Raw genomic sequence first — 20,452 nt, forward strand, 5'->3', positions numbered from 1 at the left:
GTTGGCTCTCCGCGATTCAAACGATGGTGAACAGCGGCTGGTCGAACTCAACCGGCTGGCCGTCTTCCACCAGGATGGCGTCGATGACACCGCCAAACTCGGCTTCGATGTGGTTCATCATCTTCATGGCTTCGACGATGCACAGGGTGTCGCCTTTCTTCACGCTCTGGCCGACTTCAGCGAAGTTCGGCGAGGTCGGCGACGGCTTGCGGTAGAAGGTGCCGACCATGGGCGAGCGCACCACGTTGCCTTTCAGGGCCGGGGCAGCCGCTTCGGCAGCAGGTGCAGCAGCAGCAGCCACTGGCGCTGGAGCGGCAGCAGGTGCGGCGGCCATTGGCGCCGGTGCGTAGAACTGCTGGGCAGCTGGGGTCTTGCTGTGACGGCTGATGCGGACCGACTCTTCGCCTTCCTTGATCTCCAGCTCGTCGATGCCAGACTCTTCCAGCAGCTCGATCAGTTTCTTGACTTTACGGATATCCATTAATCATCAACTCCCAAAGGTTCGGTCAGGGGGCGAAATTTAAAAACGTAACTGAACGTTTCTCTCGAGCCCCGGCTCGCGTGAGCCAGGGTTTTCTTTATCAGGGCTGTGCGTTGGCAGCCAATTGTTCCAGAGCGGACTCCAGGGCCAGGCGATAACCGCTGGCGCCCAGGCCGCAGATCACTCCCACGGCTACGTCGGAAAAGTAGGAGTGATGACGGAACGGTTCGCGTTTGTGCACGTTGGACAGGTGCACTTCGATGAATGGGATGCTCACCGCAAGCAATGCGTCACGTAATGCGACGCTTGTGTGGGTGAAAGCCGCCGGATTGATCAGGATGAAGTCGACACCCTCGTTGCGTGCGGCGTGAATACGCTCGATCAGCTCATACTCAGCATTGCTCTGCAGGTACTGCAGATGGTGGCCTGCGGCGCGGGCGCGTTGCTCCAGGTCCTGGTTGATCTGGGCCAGGGTCACGGCGCCGTAGTGGCCCGGTTCGCGAGTCCCGAGCAAGTTCAGGTTGGGGCCGTGAAGCACCAGTAGGGTTGCCATCTGCGGATTCCTTGGATTTGTAGGGCAATTCGACACAGCGCGGCGAGTGTGCCGCAAAGCGGCCACAAGGTCCAGTTCCCGGCAATAGCCAGCACGTTGGCCGAGGTTTACGCGAAAGATGTGACCGAATTCATTGTTCCGGTCACTCATCCGCCGAAATTTCCCAAGCGCTGGGGAGTTATAGCTGCAGTTGGCTGCGTACGCGCGTGAGAATCTGCGCGAAATCGGCGGCGTTTATCTCGCCAACCACCCGATCGGCGGTCATTTCGCTGCCATTGGCCGCGAAGAACAGCAACGCAGGCGGGCCGAACAGGCGATAGCGATCAAGCAAGGCCCGTTGCGCTGCATTGCTCTGGGTGACATCCAGGCGCAACAGTTTGAACCCGCTCAGCTGGGCATGCACGGCAGGTGCGCCGAGCACTTCACGCTCGATCACTTTGCAGCTGATGCACCAATCGGCGTACCAATCCAGCACCACCGGCTGGCCGGCAGCCTTGGCCTGGTCCAGCGCAGCCTGCAGCGCTGGCGCAGTCGTGATGGTCTGCCACGCATCAGCAGCCGCCGGCTGGCCCTGCCTGGCCTCGGCCAGCACAGGCGCAGGCAACGGTCGCAGTGGATCGCCATTGCCGACCAAGGCGCCGTACCAGCAGGCCAGTGCGTAAACCAGCAGGGCCAGTCCCAGCAATTGTGCCAGGCGCTGCCGGGGCGTTTTCACGACGAATTCCAGCGCGCCGAGAAACAGCGCCACGCCGGCAGCCAGCAAGCCGACCAGCAGCAGCGTGGCCGGCCCTGGCAGAATGCGGCTGAGCAGGCCGATGGCCAGGCCGAGCAACAATACGCCGATAGCGTTTTTCACGGTGTCGAGCCACGGTCCGCTCTTGGGCAGCCAGGCGGCGCCACCGCTGGCGATCAACAGCAGCGGTGCGCCCATGCCCAGACCCAGGGCGAACAGCTTGAGGGCGCCGCCCAGGGCGTCACCGCTGGCACTGATGTACAGCAGTGCACCGGCCAGCGGGGCTGAAACGCAGGGTGAAACCAGCAGGCTGGAAAGCACACCGAGCACTGCGGCGCCGAGCAGCGAACCGCCTTTGGTGCGGCTCGCCACGCTGTCCAGGCGACTGCTCAAAGCTTGCGGCAGCTTGAGTTCGAACAGGCCGAACATGGCCAGGGCAAACGCCACGAAAAACAGCGCAAACGGCACCAGCACCCAGGCCGACTGCAGGCGCGCCTGTAGATTGAGGCCGGCGCCGAACAGTCCCATCAAGGCCCCGAGCACCGCGAAGCTGGCGGCCATTGGCAGCACGTAGGCCAATGACAGGGCGAGGCCCCGCAGCCCCCCGACCTGGCCGCGCAACACCACGCCCGAAAGAATCGGCAGCATGGGCAGCACGCACGGTGTGAAGGTCAGGCCGACACCTGCCAGGAAGAACAGCAGCAGCGACTTCCAGCGCCAGCCCTGGTCAGCGCCAGCGACGGGGGCCGAGCCAGCGGCAGCGTCACTGGCATCGATGTTCAGGCGTTGGGTCTGCGGCGGGTAGCACAAGCCTTTGTCGGCGCAGCCCTGATACCCCACCAGCAGGGTGAAGGCGCGGGCATCGGTGCGCGGGATGTCGATATCGAGCACACCGTGGTACACCTCGACGTCGCCGAAGAACTCGTCGTGCTTGGCCTCACCCTGGGGGATCGATGGCTTGCCCAAGGTCTGCTCGGCAGGTTCGCTGCTGAAGTTGAAGCGATGGCGGTACAGGTAATAGCCGTCGGTGGCGACGAAGCGTACCGTGATGGTCTGCGCATCGGCCTTGACCAGGCTCAGCTTGAACGCCTCCTGCACGGGCAGGAAATCGGCGTTGTTGGCCAGCGAAGCGGCGCCCAGGGTGGCGCTGGGGCGATTGTCGAGCAGGCCGCTGGCAAACACGGGGCTGGCCAGCAGCAGGAACAGCAGGAAAAACAGGCGGCGCATGGCGGACTCGCGAGGTAGAACGTGCCGGCATGATAACGAAGTTGACCGGCGTTGAAAGGGGCGCAGCCCCACGGGCGACACATGGCCGCTGATAGTGCCGCCATCGCTGGCCGTGTTCAGACCCTGAAGGCACCTACCGCCTTGCTCAGTGCTCCGCCAAGGCTCAGCAGCTGTTCACCTTGGGCGCGACCCTCACCGATGCGCTGCAGGTTGTCGGCCCCGAGTTCGTGAATGCGCTCGCTGTGGTCGCGGATTTCGCTCACCGCACCGCTTTGCTGGGCGGTGACCTCGGCGATGCGCACGGCGGTATCGGCAATGGTGCGAATCGCACCGACGATTTCGTCCAGCGCGCCATCGGCGGCCTGGGCCTGATTGGCCGTGGCCTCGGCGTGCTGCAGTTGCGCGCGCATGCCGGCCACCGACTGCCGCGCCGCCTGTTGCAACCGATCGATCAGCGCCTGGATCTCGCCGGTTGCGCCGGTGGTGCGCTGGGCCAGCGAGCGCACTTCGTCGGCCACCACGGCAAAGCCACGGCCCAGCTCACCAGCCCGCGCCGCCTCGATGGCGGCATTCAAGGCCAGCAGGTTGGTTTGTTCGGCGATCGCGCGAATCACTGTCAGCACCCCGCCGATGGTCGCCGATTCTTCGGCCAGTTGCTCGATTGCCCGGGCATTGCCTTGCACTTCTTCGACCAGCGCGCGCAGGCCAGAAAGGCTGTGGCCAATGACCGCCTGACCCTGCTCGACGGCGCGCCCGGCATCTCGACTGGCATCCGCCGCCGCACTGGCATCGCCCGCCACTTGCACGATGGTCGCCTCAAGCTCGCCCAGGGCATCCCGAATCTGCCCGGTATCGCCTGCCTGGCGCTCAGCGCCCTGGTGCAGCGCGGTACTCATGTCGGCCAAGGCATGGCTGCTGCTGGCCACCTGCTGGGCGTTGTCGCGCAGCGCGCCGACCAGCTGCACCAGGTAGTCACGCAGGCGGTTGAGCGAGGCCTGGATGTCATGCAACTCCCGGTAGCCCTTGCCCAACGCCACAGGCGCGGCGAAATAGCCCTGGGCCCAGCGTGACAGCGCCGGTGCCAGCTGGGTCAAGGTGCATGCCAGGCGTCGCTGCAGGGTGTCGATGAGCAGGGCGATCAGCAGGATCAGGCCGATCATTGCGCCCTGCAGCAGACGCACTTCGCCGGCGATTTGCGCATGCTCGGCGCGTACCTGAGGCTCGAGGGCGGCAACGGCACCCTGCACCGCTTCCAGCTTCTGGCGCGCGCTGGTAGCCAGGGCCGCGCGTTGCTCGATCTGCTCGCGGGTGCGCTGCAGCTCGGCGGGGTAGCGGCTCAGCAGGCTTTGCAGCTCACGCTTGAGGCTCACGGCGACATCTTCCTGGGTCGCCTCGCCTTGCGCCTGCAAGCCCATCAGTGCGGCGAAGTCGTCGGCGCCGGATTCGCTGGTTCGGGTCACGCCCAGCAGCGGCAAGTTGTCGATACGCAGCGCCTCGGCCTGCATGGCCTGAAGCTCACGCTCGACCTGCTCGGCAAGTTCTGCGCGGCCACTGCTGACCAGTTTGTCGCGGCTGAGCGACAGCCTGGCCAGATGCACGCTGGCGTCGAGCACTGGCAGCAGGTAACGGCTGGCATCGGCGCTGGCGCTGGTGCGGGCGTAGACGGCCAGTTGCTCCAGGTTCGCCCCCAGCTCGCGTTCAGCCTGCAGTAACAAGGCCTGGGGGTCACCGGCCAGCTTGCCGGCGGCCAGCAGTTGGTTGGCGGTGAACGCTTGCAGCGCCGCAAGGCTGGGTCGCAACTGTTCAGCCAGCGGCGCCGGCCACTGCTCGATGGCTTGCAACAGCTCGCTGTTGGCGTCGACGGCGGCGGCATGGCGCAGGGCATCGCCGCTGTTCAGGTACGCCTGAATGTTGCCTGCCGCCTGGCGCTGAAACTGCTGCGACAGGGTCAGGTAGCGCTCCATCATCTGATAGGGCCGCTCCAGGGCGCGTTGCGACCACCACAGGGTCAGGCCCAAGGCGACACAGACGGTTACCAGTAACAGCGTATTGAGATTGGTCAGCCACTTCAGGCGCATAGCCGCTGATTTCCTGCGGGGCGGTGGAGGTAGGTGGCTGAAGCTATTGCGCTTGTGTGACTGGATGATGACGGGCGCTGGCTTGGTAGTAATTCGCCACGAATTTCCAGCGCCCGACCCACTGGTCGCTTATGCGTATGGCGGTGTCTGCTTTATAGTGCTGCGACGCGGGCTTGCCGTGGCACCCTGGCGCAGGCCTGTGGTCCAAGCCCCTGAACCGTCGTGACTGATTAAGGACAACGCCATGCTGGACTGGAAAAACCGCGAGGCCAAAGCCGAGCCCCGCGAACGTGTGGATGGCCGCGGCGCCGCAGCCCGCAGCTATTTTGGCGGCCTCTGGAGCCGTGCCCTGCTGACCGTGGTCGGGTTGTACCTGCTGGTCTGCATCGGCCTGGGCTGGTACTGGAGCCAGGAGCCGGATCTGTTCCCGGTCCAGCAGAATGCCAAGGCCGCGGCTGAACGCAACGGCCAGCAGATGGTAGTGGGTTACACCACCATCGAAACCCTCAAGAGCGTTGCCGATACCCTGCTCAGCAAGCCCGGCGGCTACATTTCCAATGACCGCTTCCCGCCTGGGCTGTGGATGGACAACATGCCGAGCTGGGAATATGGCGTGCTGGTCCAGGTGCGTGACCTGTCGCGGGCGTTGCGCAAGGACTTCGCGCGGTCGCAATCGCAGTCCACCGAAGACGCCGACCTGGCCAAGGCCGAGCCGCGCTTCAACTTCGACAACAAGAGCTGGATCCTGCCATCGAGCGAATCTGAGTTCGAGGAAGGCATCAAGTCGCTGAGCCGCTATCAGGCGCGCCTGGCGTCTGGCGACAAGGGTGCGATCTTCTACACCCGCGCCGACAACCTCAACAACTGGTTGGGCGACGTCGCCACCCGTCTGGGTTCGCTGTCCCAGCGCCTGTCGGCGAGCGTGGGTCGGGTCAAGCTCAACACCACCTTGAAGACCGAGTCGGTGGTCGCCGGTCAGGCGCCGCAGGTGGATGAAGAGGTGGTCGAGACTCCATGGCTGCAGATCGACAACGTCTTCTACGAAGCCCGTGGCCAGGCCTGGGCCCTGTCGCACCTGCTGCGCGCCATTGAAGTCGACTTCGCCGACGTGCTGGCGAAGAAGAACGCCACCGTCAGCGTGCGCCAGATCATTCGTGAGTTGGAAGCGTCGCAAGAGCCACTGTGGAGCCCGATGGTGCTCAACGGCAGCGGCTTCGGCATGTGGGCCAACCACTCGCTGGTCATGGCCAACTACATCTCCCGTGCCAACGCGGCAGTCATCGACCTGCGCCAGCTGCTGTCGCAAGGCTGAAAATGACCATCAGTGCCAAGGAGGCGGCTCATCGGGCCGCCTCTGATCGCGAGCAGGTCGCCTGGGTCGATGAGCGCGACCAGCTCCTGGGCGCACGGCCCAGGGCCGAATTGCGCAGCCGTGGCCTGATCGGCCGCTGCACTTTCATCTTGCTGTTCAACGGCGCCGGTGAATTGTGCGTGCATCGGCGGGCGCTGAGCAAGGCGCTGTATCCAGGGTTCTGGGATGTGGCCGCCGGCGGCATGGTGGCTGCGCACGAATCCTATGCCGAGTCGGCCGCGCGCGAGTTGGCCGAGGAGCTGGGCATCGTGGATGCCGAGTTGCGCTTTCACGAGCGGTTCTACTTCGATCAACCGGACAATCGGGTGTGGTGCGCGGTGTATTCTGCGGTATCCGATGCGCCGCTGCGCTTGCAGCCTGAAGAGGTGATCGAGGCGCGCTTTCTCAGCGTCGAACAGGTACTTGCCGCCAGCCGGCTCCAGCCGTATTGCCCGGACTCGCTGGCAGCGCTCGAGCGCTATCAGCGGCTGGTCGCAAAACCGTGAGAAAATGCCGCATTCCGGTACTTAGCAACGCCTGGATTTATCGTTACACTGCGCGCCCTTTTCGGGCTGCCGTGACACACCTGCGGCAGTAGCGCCGCCCCTGCCAGAGTGGGGCTTCGCGGTCGGTGCCTGTGCAAGGCGGTCGACCAGTTTTTGTCCTCAGCACCGAGGAACAAAAGTGGCCAAGAAAGCTTCTTCCTTCGCCGCCCTTGGCGGTCTCGTTTACTCCACCGATGCCGGCCGGCACTGTCCCGACTGCGCACAGCCGGTGGATGCCTGCACCTGCAAACAGTCGGTCATCGCCGAAGGCGACGGCATTGCTCGCGTACGCCGTGAAAGCAAAGGCCGTGGCGGCAAGACCGTCACCACCGTCAGCGGCGTGCCGTTGCCTCTCGATCAGCTCAAGGAGTTGGCCTCGACGCTCAAGCGGCGCTGCGGCACCGGCGGCGCCTTGAAAGACGGCGTCATCGAGATCCAGGGCGACCACGTCGAGCTGTTGATTGGTGAATTGACCAAGCAGGGCTTCAAGGCGAAAAAGGCCGGCGGCTGATGGCCACGGGCGTTTTCCCCAATCGCTTTCTAAACTCGTCGCCGTGAGCAGGGTCCTAACCCAAAGCACGGACGAATCGTCATTTTTGCCTTTTACACTGCGCCCGCAACGATGTGCAGCAGTGTCTCGACTTATCTATAGGGGACTTGAATGTCCGTACGACGCACACGCAAAGACGATGGCAGCCAATGGACCGTGGCCGACAGCCGCAGCGTTTATGGTATCCGCCATTGGGGTGCAGGCTATTTCGCCATCAATGAAGCCGGGCGCGTCGAAGTGCGCCCCAACGGCCCGGGCAGCGCTCCGATCGACCTCTACGAGCAGGTCGACGAGCTGCGTCAGAGCGGCTTGTCGCTGCCACTGCTGGTACGCTTCCCCGACATCCTGCAAGACCGCGTGCGCCAGCTGACCGGCGCCTTCGATGCCAACATCGCACGCTTGGACTACCAGAGCCAGTACACCGCGTTGTACCCGATCAAGGTCAACCAGCAGGAAGCGGTGGTGGAGAACATCATCGCCACGCAGAACGTCTCGATCGGCCTGGAAGCAGGCTCCAAGCCCGAATTGCTGGCGGTACTGGCCCTGGCGCCCAAGGGCGGCACCATCGTCTGCAACGGTTACAAGGACCGCGAGTTCATCCGCCTGGCCCTGATGGGCCAGAAGCTCGGCCACAATGTCTTCATCGTCATCGAGAAAGAGTCGGAAGTGGCCTTGGTCATCGACGAAGCCGCCGAACTCAAGGTCAAGCCGCAGATCGGCTTGCGCGTGCGGCTGTCGTCGCTGGCATCGAGCAAGTGGGCCGATACCGGTGGCGAGAAGTCCAAGTTCGGTCTGTCGGCGGCGCAGCTGATTTCCGTGGTGCAACGCTTCCGCGATGCCGGGCTGGATCAAGGCATCCGCTTGCTGCACTTCCACATGGGCTCGCAGATCGCCAACCTGGCCGACTACCAGCATGGTTTCAAAGAGGCGATTCGCTATTACGGCGAGCTGCGTGCGCTGGGCCTGCCGGTCGATCATATCGACGTGGGCGGTGGCCTGGGTGTGGACTACGACGGCACGCACTCGCGCAATGCCAGCTCGATCAACTACGACATGGACGACTACGCCGGCGTCGTGGTGGGTATGCTCAAGGAGTTCTGCGACGCGCAGGGCTTGCCGCATCCGCATATCTTCTCCGAAAGCGGCCGTTCCCTGACCGCGCACCACGCCATGCTGGTGATCCAGGTCACTGATGTCGAGAAGCACAACGACGATGTGCCGACCATCGAGAACAAGGAGGCCTTGCCGGAAACCGTGCAGTGGCTGGTCGACCTGCTTGGTCCGACCGACATCGAGATGGTCACCGAAACCTACTGGCGCGCCACGCACTACTTGGGCGACGTGGCCGCGCAGTATGCCGATGGCAAGATCAGCCTGGCGGAAAAGGCCCTGGCCGAGCAGTGTTACTTTGCCGTGTGCCGGCGCCTGCACAACTCGCTCAAGGCGCGTCAGCGCTCGCACCGCCAGGTGCTGGATGAGCTCAACGACAAGCTGGCCGACAAGTACATCTGCAACTTCTCGGTGTTCCAGAGCCTGCCGGACACCTGGGCCATCGGCCAGGTGCTGCCGATCATCCCGCTGCACCGCCTGGACGAAGAACCGATGCGCCGTGCGGTGCTGCAGGACCTGACCTGCGACTCCGACGGCAAGATCAACCAGTACGTCGATGAGCAGAGCATCGAAACCAGCATGCCGGTGCATTCGGTCAACGAAGGCGAGGACTACCTGCTGGGCGTGTTCCTGGTCGGCGCTTACCAGGAAATTCTGGGCGACATGCACAACCTGTTCGGTGATACCGACTCGGTGAACATCTACCAGAACGCTGATGGCAGCGTGTACCACGCCGGTATCGAAACCCACGACACCATCGAAGACATGCTGCGCTATGTGCACCTGTCGCCCGAGGAGCTGATGACCCACTACCGCGACAAGGTGGCCAGCGCCAACATCAGTACCCGTGAGCGCACGCAGTTCCTCGATGCCTTGCGCCTGGGCCTGACCCGCTCTTCCTACCTGTCGTCCTGATCGCCACAGGCGCCTACCGTTGGCAACGGTGGGCGCTTCGCGCGGATGCTGTCAGGCCGATTGCTCGTCCAGGTGCAGGTACAAGTTGTCGATCAAGCGGGTAGTGCCCAGGTAAGCGGCGACCAGAATCACCAGGTCGCGGTCACCGAAGGTGGCCGGGCGCAGGTTCAGGGCGTGGCGGATTTCCAGATAATCCGGGCGCAATCCGGCCGCCGCCAGCTCGGCCTTGCCTTGGTCGGTCAAGGCGGCGAAATCCACCTGGCCGCGAGCCAGGGCCTGACCTAGCTGTTTCAGCGTGCGGTACACCACGGGCGCGATGGCGCGTTGCTCGGGGGTGAGGTAGCCATTGCGTGAAGACAGGGCCAGGCCGTCGTCGGCGCGCACGGTCGGCTCGCCGATGATCTGGATCGGCAGGTTGAGGTCACGCACCATGGCGCGGATCACCGCCAACTGCTGGTAGTCCTTCTCGCCGAACACAGCCAGATCGGGCTGAACCATGTTGAACAGCTTGCTCACCACCGTGGCCACACCTTCGAAATGCCCTGGGCGGCTCGCGCCACACAGGCCATCGGAGAGGCTGGGTACGCTGACGCGGGTCTGCACGGCCATGCCATCGGGGTACATCTCTTCGACGGTGGGGGCGAACAGCAGGTGGCAGCCGGCCTCGAGCAGGCGTTGCTGGTCGGCGGCAAGGGTGCGCGGGTATTTGTCGAGGTCTTCGTTGGCGCCAAACTGCAGCGGGTTGACGAAGATGCTGGCTACCACGAAATCGGCGCGCTGGGCAGCCTTGGTCACCAGCGCGGCATGGCCGCTGTGCAGGTTGCCCATGGTCGGCACGAAGCCGATGCGCTTGCCTTCCCCGCGCGCGCGGGCAACGGCGGCACGCAACTCGCGAACGGTTTTGACTGTGTTCATGCGCTGAATCCGTGCTCGGTGGCCGGGAAGGTGACCGCCTTGACCGCCGCGACGTAGGCGACCAGGGCGCTGTGGATGTCGGGCTGACCGTCCATGAAGTTCTTGACGAACTTCGGCACCCGACCGCTCAGCGATAGCCCGAGCATGTCGTGCAGTACCAACACTTGGCCATCTGTGGCACTGCCGGCGCCAATGCCGATGACCGGAATGCTCACCGCCTGGCTGATTTCCGCGGCCAGCTCGCTGGGCACGCATTCGAGCAGCAGCATGGCCGCCCCGGCCTGTTCCAGGGCAATGGCGTCGGCGCGCATTTGCCGGGCCTGGGCTTCCTGGCGACCTTGCACCTTGTAACCGCCCAGCACGTTGACCGTCTGCGGGGTCAGCCCCATGTGCGCGCACACCGGGACGCCACGTTCGGCCAGCAGGCGGATGGTCTCGGCCAACCAGGCCGCACCTTCGAGCTTGATCATGTGAGCACCGGCCTGCATCAGCGTGGCGCAGTTGCTGAACGCCTGCTCCGGGGTGGCGTGGGCCATGAATGGCAGGTCGGCGAGGATCAGCGCGCCCTGGTTGCCGCGTTTGACGCAGGCGGTGTGGTAAGCCATGTCGGCGGTGCTCACGGGCAGGGTACTGTCATGGCCTTGCAGGACCATGCCCAGGGAGTCGCCCACCAGCAGCACTTCGACGCCGGCCTGGCTGCAGGCCTTGGCGAAGGTAGCGTCGTAGCAGGTCAGCATGGTGATCTTTTCACCCTTGGCCTTGAGGCCATGCAGGGTGGTCAGGGTTACTTCAGGCATGTAGAGAATCCTCGTTCAGGCGCTGTGAAAAACGACTGCAACCAACGCGTGTAGTCATCTTCCGGAGCGGCACATCATCGCGCGTGATGTTCGGGCACAGGTCCGTCCGGGCCTAAATACGGGTATGTGGCGGCGTGCGGCCACACGGGACGCCTATAGTCGTGAGCGAGGTGGGGGAAGTCAATCACCCTGTTACCGCATTGTTACTAACAGGGTGTTACTGGCGTTACCTGGCGCGGTAGTAACGTCTGCAAGCCATGGCTTACAGGCGCTCCAGGCCGATGAACGGGCACGCCTGCAGAAGCTGCGCGAGGGGGCGGCCGTCGGCCAGGCGGAAATCGGCGGGCACCAGCTCAGCCAAGGGGTAGAGCACGAACGGGCGCGCGTGCATATGGTAGTGCGGCACTTGCAGGCGCGGCATGTCGATGACCTGGTCACCGAACAGCAGGATATCCAGGTCAAGGGTGCGCGGGCCCCAACGCTCCGTGCGCACGCGGCCATGCTCGTTCTCGACGGCCTGCAAGGCGTCGAGCAGTTCCAGTGGGCTCAATGACGTGTCGAGCGCCGCCACGGCATTGGTGTAACGCGGCTGACCCGGCAGTAGCGAGTCACTGGTGTACAGGGCCGAGGCGCCGGCCAGGCGCGTGCCGGGCACCTGGTCCAGCGCCTGCAGGGCGCTGCGCAGCTGCTCGGCAGGTGCGTCCAGGTTGCTGCCCAGGCCAATGTAGGCGCGAGTGGTCACTCGTAGGCCTCGTCACCACCGCTGCGCTTGCGTTTGCTGCCGCTGCGCTTGCGTTTGCGCGGGCCGGCACTGCTGCCTTCGTCACGGCTGCCGAGTTCGCGAATCATCTCGCGACGCTCGCTGTCGTTGGCTTCCTGGTAGTCGGTCCACCATTGGCCGAGGTCGTCGGTTTCTTCACCGGCGCTCTCGCGCAGCAGGAGGAAATCGTAACCAGCACGGAAGCGCGGGTTGTCGAGCAGCACGTCGGCACGCTTGCCGCTGCGACGCGGCAGGCGCTCCTGCATGTCCCAGATCTCGCGGATCGGCAGGGTGAAGCGCTTGGGAATGGCGATGCGCGCGCATTGCTCGGCGATCAGGTCGTGCGCGGCGCCGTTCATGGCCGGGATCGGTGGCACGCCCTGGTTCTGCAAGTGCAGCACGCGGCTCGGCAAGGCCGGCCAGAGCAACGCGGCGAACAGGAAGGCAGGGGTCACCGGCTTGCCCTGTTTGACGCGCAGGTCGGTGTTGCTCAGCGCCTGGCTGATCAGGGTATGGGTGTAGGTCGGGCGATTGATGAGCGCCTGGGCGCTGGCCGGGAACAATGGCTCGAACAGTTCGAGATCGACCAGCATTTCGAAGGCCATGGCACCTTGGCCGGAGAGGAACAGCTTGAGGCTCTCCTCGAACAGGCGCGCCGGCGGGATCTCGCGCAGCAGCGGAGCCAGCTGGCGAATCGGCTGGAACGTGTGCTTCTCGATACCGAAGTCGAGCTTGGCGGCGAAACGCACGGCCCGCAGCATGCGCACCGGGTCTTCCTGGTAGCGGTGCGTGGGGTCGCCGATCAGGCGCAGCAGGCGGTTGCGCACATCGTGCACGCCGTTGGCGTAATCGAGGATGCGTTCGCTGACTGGGTCGTAATACAGCGCATTGATGGTGAAGTCGCGGCGCTGCGCGTCCTCTTCCAAGGTGCCGTAGACGTTGTCGCGCAGGATACGACCACTGGCGTTGTGCGACGAACGGTGGCTATCGCCTTGGTCGTCTTCGCTGTGGTGGGCGCGGAAAGTGGCGACTTCGATGATTTCGCGACCGAAATGCACGTGGACCAGCTTGAAACGCCGGCCGATGATCCGGGCATTGCGAAACTCTGCGCGCACCTGTTCGGGCGTGGCGCTGGTGGCGACGTCGAAGTCCTTGGGCGTGATGCCCAGCATCAGGTCGCGGACACAGCCGCCGACCAGGTATGCCTGGTAGCCCGCACTCTGCAAGCGCTCGACGATGTTCACCGCATGGCGGCTGAACTGCTGGCGCTGCAGCGAGTGTTGGCTCTTGTTGATCACCTCAGGCGTGGTGCGCCGGTGGTGCTGGCCCGGTACGGGAGGGCGGAACGACTGGAACAGCTTCTTCAGCATGGGATGCACTGTTTGAAGGAATGTTCGGCCAACAATAGGAGAATGGCCGCATGATGGGCGGGGATTCTAGCATTTACTCGGGGAATGGTGTAGGCGGTCGCAGGTGGCCCTGCTGAAGGGTAGAAACGACAAGGGGAGCCTAAGCTCCCCAAGAAGTCGTTGCGTGCTCTTATTGTTTTTTTGCTGGGCTTCTTGTTTTTGTTGAGTGCCCTGCCCACAAATCTCGAAGCTTGTGGACGACCCCCAATCCAGGGGTAAAGAGCAAACGGATTGCTTTGGCCGCTGATGTCACGTTGATCCTTCGATCCAACCAGTACAGGTGCTGCTTTTAAGTGCAGTTTTTGTTGTTCTCTGCCTGATCGTGGGGCAAGCCCCAAACACGCATCCTCTCCAAAAGAATCAGTTAGCTGCGCCTCCGCCGTCTTGTTTTTATTGTGCGTGAGCCGTTTCGTCTTGTTCTTATTCTGAGTTGCTGTGCTTGTTATTGTTCTTGTACCAAAGATATAGCAGGTGCCGTGCCAACTTTGACAAAGCCTTATAAATCAGGGGCTTGAGCGATTCGGTAGCGTGCTGCGCGGTCTGAAATGTAGAAATTTCGTTACCGTACGCCTCGGGGATTGTTACGCCGGAAAGCTTGGGTAACAGATTTGTGCAGGGGGGAAGGTGTTACCGGAGGTACAAGGGGTGGCGTCACACGCTGCGCGAGGGCATTGAGCTGCCCCCGCGGTGCAGCGCGATCAGTTGTCGCTGGTGGCGTTGCTCTTGCGCCGTGGAATGCCCAGGCGCTGGCGGCGCTCCCACAGGCACTTGCGGCTGACCCCGAGCTTGCGCGCCAGCTCGGTTTCGGTCATGTGGTCCTGGTGTTCGAGCACGAAATGCTGGAAGTAATCTTCCAGTGACAAGTCCTCGGTCGGCTCATGGCTGGCACTGCTGCCGCTGCTGGCCGCAACCAGGGCGCTGTCGAGGATGTCGTCTTCTTCCAGATCGCTCAGCTCGATGTCGATGCCCAGCAACTCTGCGGAAATTTCCGCGCTCTCGCTGAGGATGACTGCGCGCTCCACAGCGTTTTCCAGTTCGCGCACGTTACCCGGCCAGCTGTAGTGACGGATCGCTTGCTCGGCCTCTGCCGAGAAATGCAGGTCGTCACGGCCGATGCGGGCACTTTGGCGGGCGAGGAACGCATGGGCAATCTCGTTCACGTCGCTGCCGCGTTCGCGCAAGGCTGGCAATTTCAGGGCGATCACGTGCAGGCGGTAGTAAAGGTCTTCGCGGAACTGCCCGGCCTTGGCCAGGTTCTTCAGGTCGCGGTGGGTCGCGGCGATCAGGCGGACATCAACCTTCTGCGACTGCACCGAACCCACCCGGCGGATCTCGCCTTCCTGCAGCACCCGTAGCAGGCGCGCCTGGGCTTCAAGGGGCAGCTCGCCGATTTCGTCGAGGAACAGCGTGCCACCGTCGGCGGCTTCCACCAAGCCGGCACGGCCAGCGCTGGCACCGGTGAAGGCGCCTTTTTCATGGCCGAACAGCTCCGATTCGATCAGCGTTTCCGGGATGGCCGCACAGTTCACCGAGATCATTGGCGCCTTGGCGCGCCGCGACAAGTTGTGCAGGGCGCGGGCCACCAGCTCCTTGCCGGTGCCGGATTCGCCCTGGATCAACACATTGGAGTCAGTGGGCGCAACTTTGCGGATTTTGCTGAACATGTCGAGCATCGGCGGGCATGAGCCGATGATGCCAATGTCGCCATTGGCCGCATTGCTGGCCTTGTCGGCCGCGGCCGCCTTGGCACCGGCGCGCGGCTCGGCGACAGCTGGCGCTGCCGGTGCGGTAGGCGCGGTGCTCGGCCGGTCGCGCAGGATTCGCGCTACCGCCTGGAGCATCTCATCGTGGTCGAAAGGTTTGGCGATGTAGTCCACCGCGCCCATTTTCATCGAGTCCACCGCCGAGCGCAGACTGGCATAGCTGGTCATGATCAGCACTGGCGTGCCTTGCCCAAGCTTGATCAGCTCGGTGCCCGGCGCACCGGGCAGGCGCAGATCGCTGACGATCAGGTCGAAGGTGGCAATGCTGAAGCGTTCCTGGGCTTCCTGCACCGAGCCGGCTTCGCTGACCTGGTACTGGTTCCGCTCGAGCAGACGACGCAGCGCCGAGCGGATGATGGTTTCGTCTTCGACGATCAGAATATGCGGCATTGATTCAATTCTCTCGACGGTCTCGAATTTCAGGGGACGTCGCTACGACATGCCGGGGCAGGGTCACGCGGATCCGGGTGCCACGTTGCCGTTGGATGTCGGCCGGGCTGTCGATGGTGATTTGCCCATAATGCTCTTCCACGATGGAATAGACCAGAGCGAGCCCCAGTCCGGTTCCTTCGCCTGGGTCCTTGGTGGTGAAGAACGGTTCGAACAGGCGGTCCATGATGTTTTTCGGAATGCCACTGCCTTCGTCCTCGACGATCAGATCGACGGTGTGCTCGTTGGCTTCGCTGCGCACCCGCACGGCGCTGCCTGGAGGCGAGGCATCACGGGCGTTGGAGAGCAGGTTGATCAACACCTGGGCCAGACGCTGCGGGTCGCCTTCGGCCCAGTGCTCGGGTTCGCACAGGTTGAAGAACTGCACTTCGAAATTGCGCCGGTTCAAGGCCAGCAGACCGATGGCATCCTGGGCTACTTCGGCCAGGCATACCGGCTCTTCGCTGTTCTGGTGGCTGCCGCCGGCATGGGCGAAACTCATCAGCGATTGCACGATGCGCGACACACGCTTGGTTTGCTCGAGAATCTGGCTGGACAGCTCGATCAGCTCGCCATCGCCTTCGCGCTCTTCGCGCAGGTTCTGCGCAAGGCAGGCGATGCCGGTGATCGGGTTGCCGATTTCGTGAGCCACCCCGGCGGCCAGGCGGCCGATGCTGGCCAGGCGCTCGGAGTGCACCAGCTTGTCTTCCAGGGCCTGGGTTTCGGTCAGGTCCTCGACCAGCAGCACCAGGCCACTGTTGCCCGGCGCCAAGGGCTCGTCGATCGCCGCCTTGTGCAGGTTCAGCCAGCGCGGCTGGCCGTCCAGCGCCAGGCGCTGCTTGTGCAAGTGCTCGTCAGGCACGTTGATGAAACCCTGCAACAGGCCGCGCCATGGCTCACCGATGGTGACCAAGCGCGAGCCGACCACATGCTTGGCGGCGATCCCGGTCAGCTCCTCCATGGCTTTGTTCCACATCAGGATCTCCTGATCCTTGGCCAGCGAGCACACGCCCATGGGCAATTCCTGCAGGGTCTGGCGGTGGTAGCGGCGCAGCGCGTCCAGCTCGGCGGCAAGTCCGGTAAGGCGCGAATGGTAGTCTTCCAGGCGGCTCTCGATGAAATGAATGTCCTCGGTGACGTAGTTTTCGTTACCAGATTTGTAGGGCAGGAAGGTCTCGACCATGTCCTGCGCCACGCTCGGGCCCATCAGGCCGGAGAGGTTGGCCTCGATGCGGTCGCGCAGGCGACGCAAGGCATAGGGACGGCGCTCGTCGAACGGCAGGTAAAGGTCGCGCAGCGCTTGCTCGACCTCCTTCTGCGCCGCTTTGGCGCCCAGTGGCTTGGCCAACTGGGTGGCGAATTCCTGGGGCGAGGCGGCATACAGCTCGCGGCGCTGCGGCCGACGCACGTTGTCCACAGCGCAGGCCTCGGCGGCGCTGACCTCTTCGGTACTGGCATTGGTGAACAGTGAAATCAGCGTGAACAGCAACACGTTGGCGGCCAGCGAGGCGATCGCTGCCATGTGCCAGCTGGTGTCGTCCAGCACATAGATCATGTCCAGCAGCGGGATATAGAAGCCCTGCAGGTTGCCCAGCAGCGGCAGCAGCATGGTCACCATCCACACCAGGGTGCCGGCGAGCAGGCCGGCGATGAAACCGCGGCGGTTGGCGGTCGGCCAGTACAGCACAGACAGCACCCCAGGCAAAAACTGCAGCGTGGCGACGAAGGCGACGATGCCCAGGTTGGCCAGGCTCTGGTGGTTGCTCTGGGTCAGGTAGAACATGAACCCTGCGGTGATGATCGCGACGATCAACGCGCGCCGCGTCCATTTCAGCCAGCGGTAGATGTTGCCTTCAGCGGGCGGCTGGTACAGCGGCAGCACCAGGTGATTGAGCGCCATGCCCGACAACGCCAGGGTGGTGACGATGATCAACCCGCTGGCTGCCGACAGCCCGCCGACGTACGCCAGCAGCGCCAGTGCCTGGTTGTTGGCGGCGATGCCCAGGCCCAGGGTGAAGTATTCAGGGTTGGTGCTGGCGCCCAGGCGTAGCCCGGCCCAGAGCACCAGCGGCACGGCCAGGCTCATCAGCAGCAGGAACAACGGCAGGCCCCAGCTGGCGCTGACCAGGGCGCGCGGGTTGAGGTTTTCGGTGAAAGCCATGTGGTACATGTGCGGCATGACGATCGCCGAGGCGAAGAACACCAGCAGCAGGGTGCGCCACGGCCCCTCTTGCAGCGGGGTATGCAGCGCCGCAAGTGCCGTCTGGTTCTGCAACAGCCACACTTCCAGCTCGTGTGGGCCACCGAACACGCCGTACAGCGCATACAGGCCGATACCGCCCAGCGCCAGCAGCTTGATCACCGACTCGAAGGCGATGGCGAACACCAGCCCTTCGTGCTTCTCACGGGTGGCGATGTGCCGCGAGCCGAAGAAGATGGTGAACAGGATGATCAAGGTGCAAAAGGCGAATGCCACCCGTGCCTTGACCGGCTCACCCGTCAGGATACTGATGGAGTCGGCCACCGCCTGGATCTGCAGGGCCAACAGCGGCAACACGCCGATCAGCATGAAAATGGTCGTCAGCGCCCCGGCCCAGGTGCTGCGAAAGCGAAACGCGAGCAGGTCGGCCAGCGACGACAGCTGATAGGTACGGGTGATCTTGAGGATCGGGTACAGCAACACCGGGGCCAGCAGAAACGCCCCGGAAACCCCCAGGTAACAGGCCAGAAAGCCGTAGCCGTACTGATAGGCCAGGCCCACCGAGCCATAGAACGCCCAGGCGCTGGCATATACCCCCAGCGACAGGGTGTAGGTCAGCGGATGGCGGATGATCGAACGCGGGATCAACCCGCGCTCACTGATCCAGGCTACGCCGAACAGCACCATCAGGTAGCCGGCGCTGATCAGGATCATCTGGGTGAGGCTAAAGCTCATCGGCATCTCGTTGGCTCTGCAGGATGAAGGTCACGACGATCAGGATCAGCCAGAGCAGGTACGGGCGGTACCAGGCACCGGTTGGTTCGATCCACCAGTCCATGATGGCCGGGGAGAACAGGTAGATCCCCACGACCAGAAGCAGGACCAAACGATAGATGTACATGCTGGCCTCGATGGTTGGGCGCTGTGGGCTTGGAGTTATTATTGGCGCAAATGGCGGGGCGGATGCTAGCGGGAATCGGTGTTATTGGCCAAGACTTTGAATTCAGGGGTTTTTGTTGGTGCGCAGACCCGGCTGTCAGCAGGGCAGTGAGGGTTGCGCCGGCCACAGGGGGCATTCAGTGCAAATCCGCCTCTGGCACGGTTGTGCGCTGGGCGATCGCTTCGGGTCGCCACTGCTGGCGAGCGATGTCGAGCACCTGCGCCGGTGTGGCCTGCAGCAGCGTTGGATCGCACGGCTGGCCCAGTGCCCGCAGCGCTCGCAATAACAGCGGCGTAGCTTGGTCGGCTTGCAGCGGCGGTGAGCGGTAGGTCTTGCCCAGCTTGTGTCCGTCGGGCTGGACGATCAGTGGAATGTGCAGGTACCGCGGCTGCGACAAGCCCAGCAGCTCTTGCAGGTACAGCTGGCGCGGCGTGTTGTCGAGCAGATCGGCGCCGCGCACCACATCGGTGACGCCTTGCCAGGCATCGTCGAGCACCACCGCCAGCTGATAGGCGTACAGCCCGTCGCGGCGCTGGATGACGAAATCGCCCACCTCTCGGCCCAGGTGCTGCTGAAACTCGCCCTGCACGCGGTCGGTGAAACGGTAGGTCAGTTCGGGTACCCGCAGGCGAATCGCCGCGCCTTCACGCCGGTGCCCGGCATCGCGGCAGAAACCTGGGTAGATGCCGTTGTAGCCTTCGAGCTGCTTGCGCGAACACGTGCAGGCGTAGGCCAGGCCCATGCTGAACAGGCGATCGACCACCGCGGCATACGCGCTGTGGCGCTGGCTCTGGAACACCACCTCGCCGTCCCAGTGCAGGCCGTAGCGCTCGAGCGTCTGCAGGATCGCATCGCGCGCGCCGGGCATTTCCCGAGGCGGGTCGGTGTCTTCCATGCGCAGCAGCCAGCGACCGCCGACAGCGCGAGCATCGAGCCAGGAGGCGAGGGCGGCGACCAGCGAGCCGAAATGCAGAAAACCACTGGGGGTAGGGGCAAAGCGCCCGATATAGCGTGAGTCGTTCATGGTTGGGCAGGGCATATAAATGAAACGGGGCGCATGTGCGCCCCGTTCGGATGGAAGAACAATCAGCCTTTGCCGACTGTCTTTTCCTTTTTCTCGGCGATTTCCTTGCAGTCGAAGCAGAGGTCGGCGGTTGGGCGGGCTTCCAGACGGCGCAGGCCGATCTCGATGCCGCACGATTCGCACCAGCCGTACTCTTCGTCCTGGATCTTCTGCAGGGTCTTGTCGATTTTCTTGATCAGCTTGCGCTCGCGATCGCGGTTGCGCAGCTCAAGGGCAAACTCTTCTTCCTGGCTGGCGCGGTCGGCCGGGTCCGGGAAGTTAGCGGCTTCGTCCTTCATGTGGTCTACGGTACGGTCGACACTCTGCATGAGCTCGCCCTTCCAAGCATTGAGAAGCTTGGTGAAGTGCTTCTTCATGGGCTCGCCCATGTACTCCTCGCCCTTGGTCTCTTTATAGGGCTCGACACCGTACATGGTTTGACCGATTTTTTGCTTTTCTACGGTGGACATGAATAGACCGCCTCTCACTCATCTGATCCAATGCGCAGGCTGCTCCATCTCCGGCACCCGCCGGCCCTGCGACTGCGAGCCGCCGAACTTACCAGATAGATCGGGGGTTGCGCTAGCCCGCCCGATCCAAGGTGTTGACAGCAGTGCGCGCCGCACGTTCGGT

At 63.6% G+C, this 20,452-nt stretch carries 17 protein-coding genes; 4 read left to right on the top strand and 13 right to left on the bottom strand.

Going from position 1 to position 20,452, the window contains the following annotated elements:
* Positions 1-16: 16 nt before the first annotated feature.
* The 4 genes from accB to FS665_RS15620 form a co-directional block, all read right to left on the bottom strand.
* Positions 17-481: an acetyl-CoA carboxylase biotin carboxyl carrier protein gene (gene accB, locus FS665_RS15605; RefSeq protein ID WP_145190177.1), complete on the bottom strand. Its 465-nt coding sequence runs from the start codon at positions 479-481 to the stop codon at positions 17-19.
* Positions 482-581: 100 nt separating this feature from the next.
* On the bottom strand, positions 582-1,034 hold the full coding sequence (aroQ, locus tag FS665_RS15610) for a type II 3-dehydroquinate dehydratase (protein ID WP_027920816.1): 453 nt from the start codon (positions 1,032-1,034) through the stop codon (positions 582-584).
* 178 nt (positions 1,035-1,212) lie between these two features.
* Positions 1,213-2,994 (bottom strand): protein-disulfide reductase DsbD, encoded by a 1,782-nt coding sequence (locus tag FS665_RS15615; protein ID WP_145190180.1) that lies wholly within the window; start codon positions 2,992-2,994, stop codon positions 1,213-1,215.
* Between the two features lie 116 nt (positions 2,995-3,110).
* On the bottom strand, positions 3,111-5,072 hold the full coding sequence (locus tag FS665_RS15620) for a methyl-accepting chemotaxis protein (RefSeq protein WP_145190184.1): 1,962 nt from the start codon (positions 5,070-5,072) through the stop codon (positions 3,111-3,113).
* A gap of 244 nt (positions 5,073-5,316) precedes the next feature.
* Between FS665_RS15620 and FS665_RS15625 the strand changes: the two genes are divergently transcribed.
* From FS665_RS15625 to speA, 4 genes are all read left to right on the top strand, one after another.
* Complete coding sequence (locus tag FS665_RS15625; protein ID WP_145190187.1) at positions 5,317-6,384, top strand: DUF2333 family protein; 1,068 nt, start codon at positions 5,317-5,319, stop codon at positions 6,382-6,384.
* Positions 6,385-6,386: 2 nt separating this feature from the next.
* Positions 6,387-6,929, top strand: coding sequence for an NUDIX hydrolase (locus FS665_RS15630; protein WP_145190190.1), 543 nt, complete (start codon positions 6,387-6,389; stop codon positions 6,927-6,929).
* A 178-nt stretch (positions 6,930-7,107) separates the two neighbouring features.
* Positions 7,108-7,479 carry a translation initiation factor Sui1 gene (locus FS665_RS15635; protein WP_145190193.1) on the top strand — a complete coding sequence of 124 codons (372 nt, stop codon included), beginning with the start codon at positions 7,108-7,110 and terminating at the stop codon, positions 7,477-7,479.
* 150 nt (positions 7,480-7,629) lie between these two features.
* The gene (gene speA / locus FS665_RS15640; protein ID WP_145190196.1) at positions 7,630-9,543 is read left to right on the top strand and encodes an arginine decarboxylase; all 1,914 of its coding nucleotides are present in this window, start codon (positions 7,630-7,632) and stop codon (positions 9,541-9,543) included.
* Between the two features lie 51 nt (positions 9,544-9,594).
* Here the strand turns inward: speA and panC are convergent, their stop codons facing one another.
* The 9 genes from panC to dksA all read right to left on the bottom strand — a co-directional run bounded on the left by panC (position 9,595) and on the right by dksA (position 20,289).
* The gene (gene panC, locus FS665_RS15645) at positions 9,595-10,458 is read right to left on the bottom strand and encodes a pantoate--beta-alanine ligase (RefSeq protein ID WP_145190199.1); all 864 of its coding nucleotides are present in this window, start codon (positions 10,456-10,458) and stop codon (positions 9,595-9,597) included.
* Positions 10,455-11,255, bottom strand: coding sequence for a 3-methyl-2-oxobutanoate hydroxymethyltransferase (panB, locus tag FS665_RS15650; RefSeq protein ID WP_145190202.1), 801 nt, complete (start codon positions 11,253-11,255; stop codon positions 10,455-10,457). The genes panC and panB overlap by 4 nt, the downstream gene beginning before the upstream one ends.
* A gap of 262 nt (positions 11,256-11,517) precedes the next feature.
* On the bottom strand, positions 11,518-11,997 hold the full coding sequence (gene folK / locus FS665_RS15655) for a 2-amino-4-hydroxy-6-hydroxymethyldihydropteridine diphosphokinase (RefSeq protein WP_145190205.1): 480 nt from the start codon (positions 11,995-11,997) through the stop codon (positions 11,518-11,520).
* Positions 11,994-13,385 (bottom strand): polynucleotide adenylyltransferase PcnB, encoded by a 1,392-nt coding sequence (locus FS665_RS15660; RefSeq protein ID WP_145190208.1) that lies wholly within the window; start codon positions 13,383-13,385, stop codon positions 11,994-11,996. The genes folK and FS665_RS15660 overlap by 4 nt, the downstream gene beginning before the upstream one ends.
* Positions 13,386-14,122: 737 nt before the next feature.
* The gene (locus tag FS665_RS15670; RefSeq protein ID WP_145190214.1) at positions 14,123-15,577 is read right to left on the bottom strand and encodes a sigma-54 dependent transcriptional regulator; all 1,455 of its coding nucleotides are present in this window, start codon (positions 15,575-15,577) and stop codon (positions 14,123-14,125) included.
* A gap of 4 nt (positions 15,578-15,581) precedes the next feature.
* Positions 15,582-18,557 carry a sensor histidine kinase gene (locus FS665_RS15675; protein ID WP_178108354.1) on the bottom strand — a complete coding sequence of 992 codons (2,976 nt, stop codon included), beginning with the start codon at positions 18,555-18,557 and terminating at the stop codon, positions 15,582-15,584.
* On the bottom strand, positions 18,541-18,717 hold the full coding sequence (locus FS665_RS15680) for a hypothetical protein (RefSeq protein WP_003250005.1): 177 nt from the start codon (positions 18,715-18,717) through the stop codon (positions 18,541-18,543). The genes FS665_RS15675 and FS665_RS15680 overlap by 17 nt, the downstream gene beginning before the upstream one ends.
* Positions 18,718-18,892: 175 nt before the next feature.
* Positions 18,893-19,780, bottom strand: a complete 888-nt coding sequence (gluQRS, locus tag FS665_RS15685) for a tRNA glutamyl-Q(34) synthetase GluQRS (RefSeq protein WP_145190220.1) — start codon at positions 19,778-19,780, stop codon at positions 18,893-18,895.
* Positions 19,781-19,842: 62 nt separating this feature from the next.
* The gene (gene dksA, locus FS665_RS15690; protein ID WP_145190223.1) at positions 19,843-20,289 is read right to left on the bottom strand and encodes an RNA polymerase-binding protein DksA; all 447 of its coding nucleotides are present in this window, start codon (positions 20,287-20,289) and stop codon (positions 19,843-19,845) included.
* Positions 20,290-20,452: the final 163 nt, after the last annotated feature.

Origin of the sequence: Pseudomonas sp. URMO17WK12:I11 (assembly GCF_007677725.1) — a bacterium.
GTDB lineage: Bacteria > Pseudomonadota > Gammaproteobacteria > Pseudomonadales > Pseudomonadaceae > Aquipseudomonas.

Excerpts from the sequence above, each read along its gene's own strand:
- accB (WP_145190177.1), bottom strand. The coding sequence starts at position 481 with ATGGATATCCGTAAAGTCAAGAAACTGATCGAGCTGCTGGAAGAGTCT.
- aroQ (WP_027920816.1), bottom strand. The coding sequence starts at position 1,034 with ATGGCAACCCTACTGGTGCTTCACGGCCCCAACCTGAACTTGCTCGGG.
- FS665_RS15615 (WP_145190180.1), bottom strand. The coding sequence starts at position 2,994 with ATGCGCCGCCTGTTTTTCCTGCTGTTCCTGCTGCTGGCCAGCCCCGTG.
- FS665_RS15620 (WP_145190184.1), bottom strand. The coding sequence starts at position 5,072 with ATGCGCCTGAAGTGGCTGACCAATCTCAATACGCTGTTACTGGTAACC.
- FS665_RS15625 (WP_145190187.1), top strand. The coding sequence starts at position 5,317 with ATGCTGGACTGGAAAAACCGCGAGGCCAAAGCCGAGCCCCGCGAACGT.
- FS665_RS15630 (WP_145190190.1), top strand. The coding sequence starts at position 6,387 with ATGACCATCAGTGCCAAGGAGGCGGCTCATCGGGCCGCCTCTGATCGC.
- speA (WP_145190196.1), top strand. The coding sequence starts at position 7,630 with ATGTCCGTACGACGCACACGCAAAGACGATGGCAGCCAATGGACCGTG.
- panC (WP_145190199.1), bottom strand. The coding sequence starts at position 10,458 with ATGAACACAGTCAAAACCGTTCGCGAGTTGCGTGCCGCCGTTGCCCGC.
- panB (WP_145190202.1), bottom strand. The coding sequence starts at position 11,255 with ATGCCTGAAGTAACCCTGACCACCCTGCATGGCCTCAAGGCCAAGGGT.
- FS665_RS15660 (WP_145190208.1), bottom strand. The coding sequence starts at position 13,385 with ATGCTGAAGAAGCTGTTCCAGTCGTTCCGCCCTCCCGTACCGGGCCAG.
- FS665_RS15670 (WP_145190214.1), bottom strand. The coding sequence starts at position 15,577 with ATGCCGCATATTCTGATCGTCGAAGACGAAACCATCATCCGCTCGGCG.
- FS665_RS15675 (WP_178108354.1), bottom strand. The coding sequence starts at position 18,557 with ATGCCGATGAGCTTTAGCCTCACCCAGATGATCCTGATCAGCGCCGGC.
- FS665_RS15680 (WP_003250005.1), bottom strand. The coding sequence starts at position 18,717 with ATGTACATCTATCGTTTGGTCCTGCTTCTGGTCGTGGGGATCTACCTG.
- gluQRS (WP_145190220.1), bottom strand. The coding sequence starts at position 19,780 with ATGAACGACTCACGCTATATCGGGCGCTTTGCCCCTACCCCCAGTGGT.
- dksA (WP_145190223.1), bottom strand. The coding sequence starts at position 20,289 with ATGTCCACCGTAGAAAAGCAAAAAATCGGTCAAACCATGTACGGTGTC.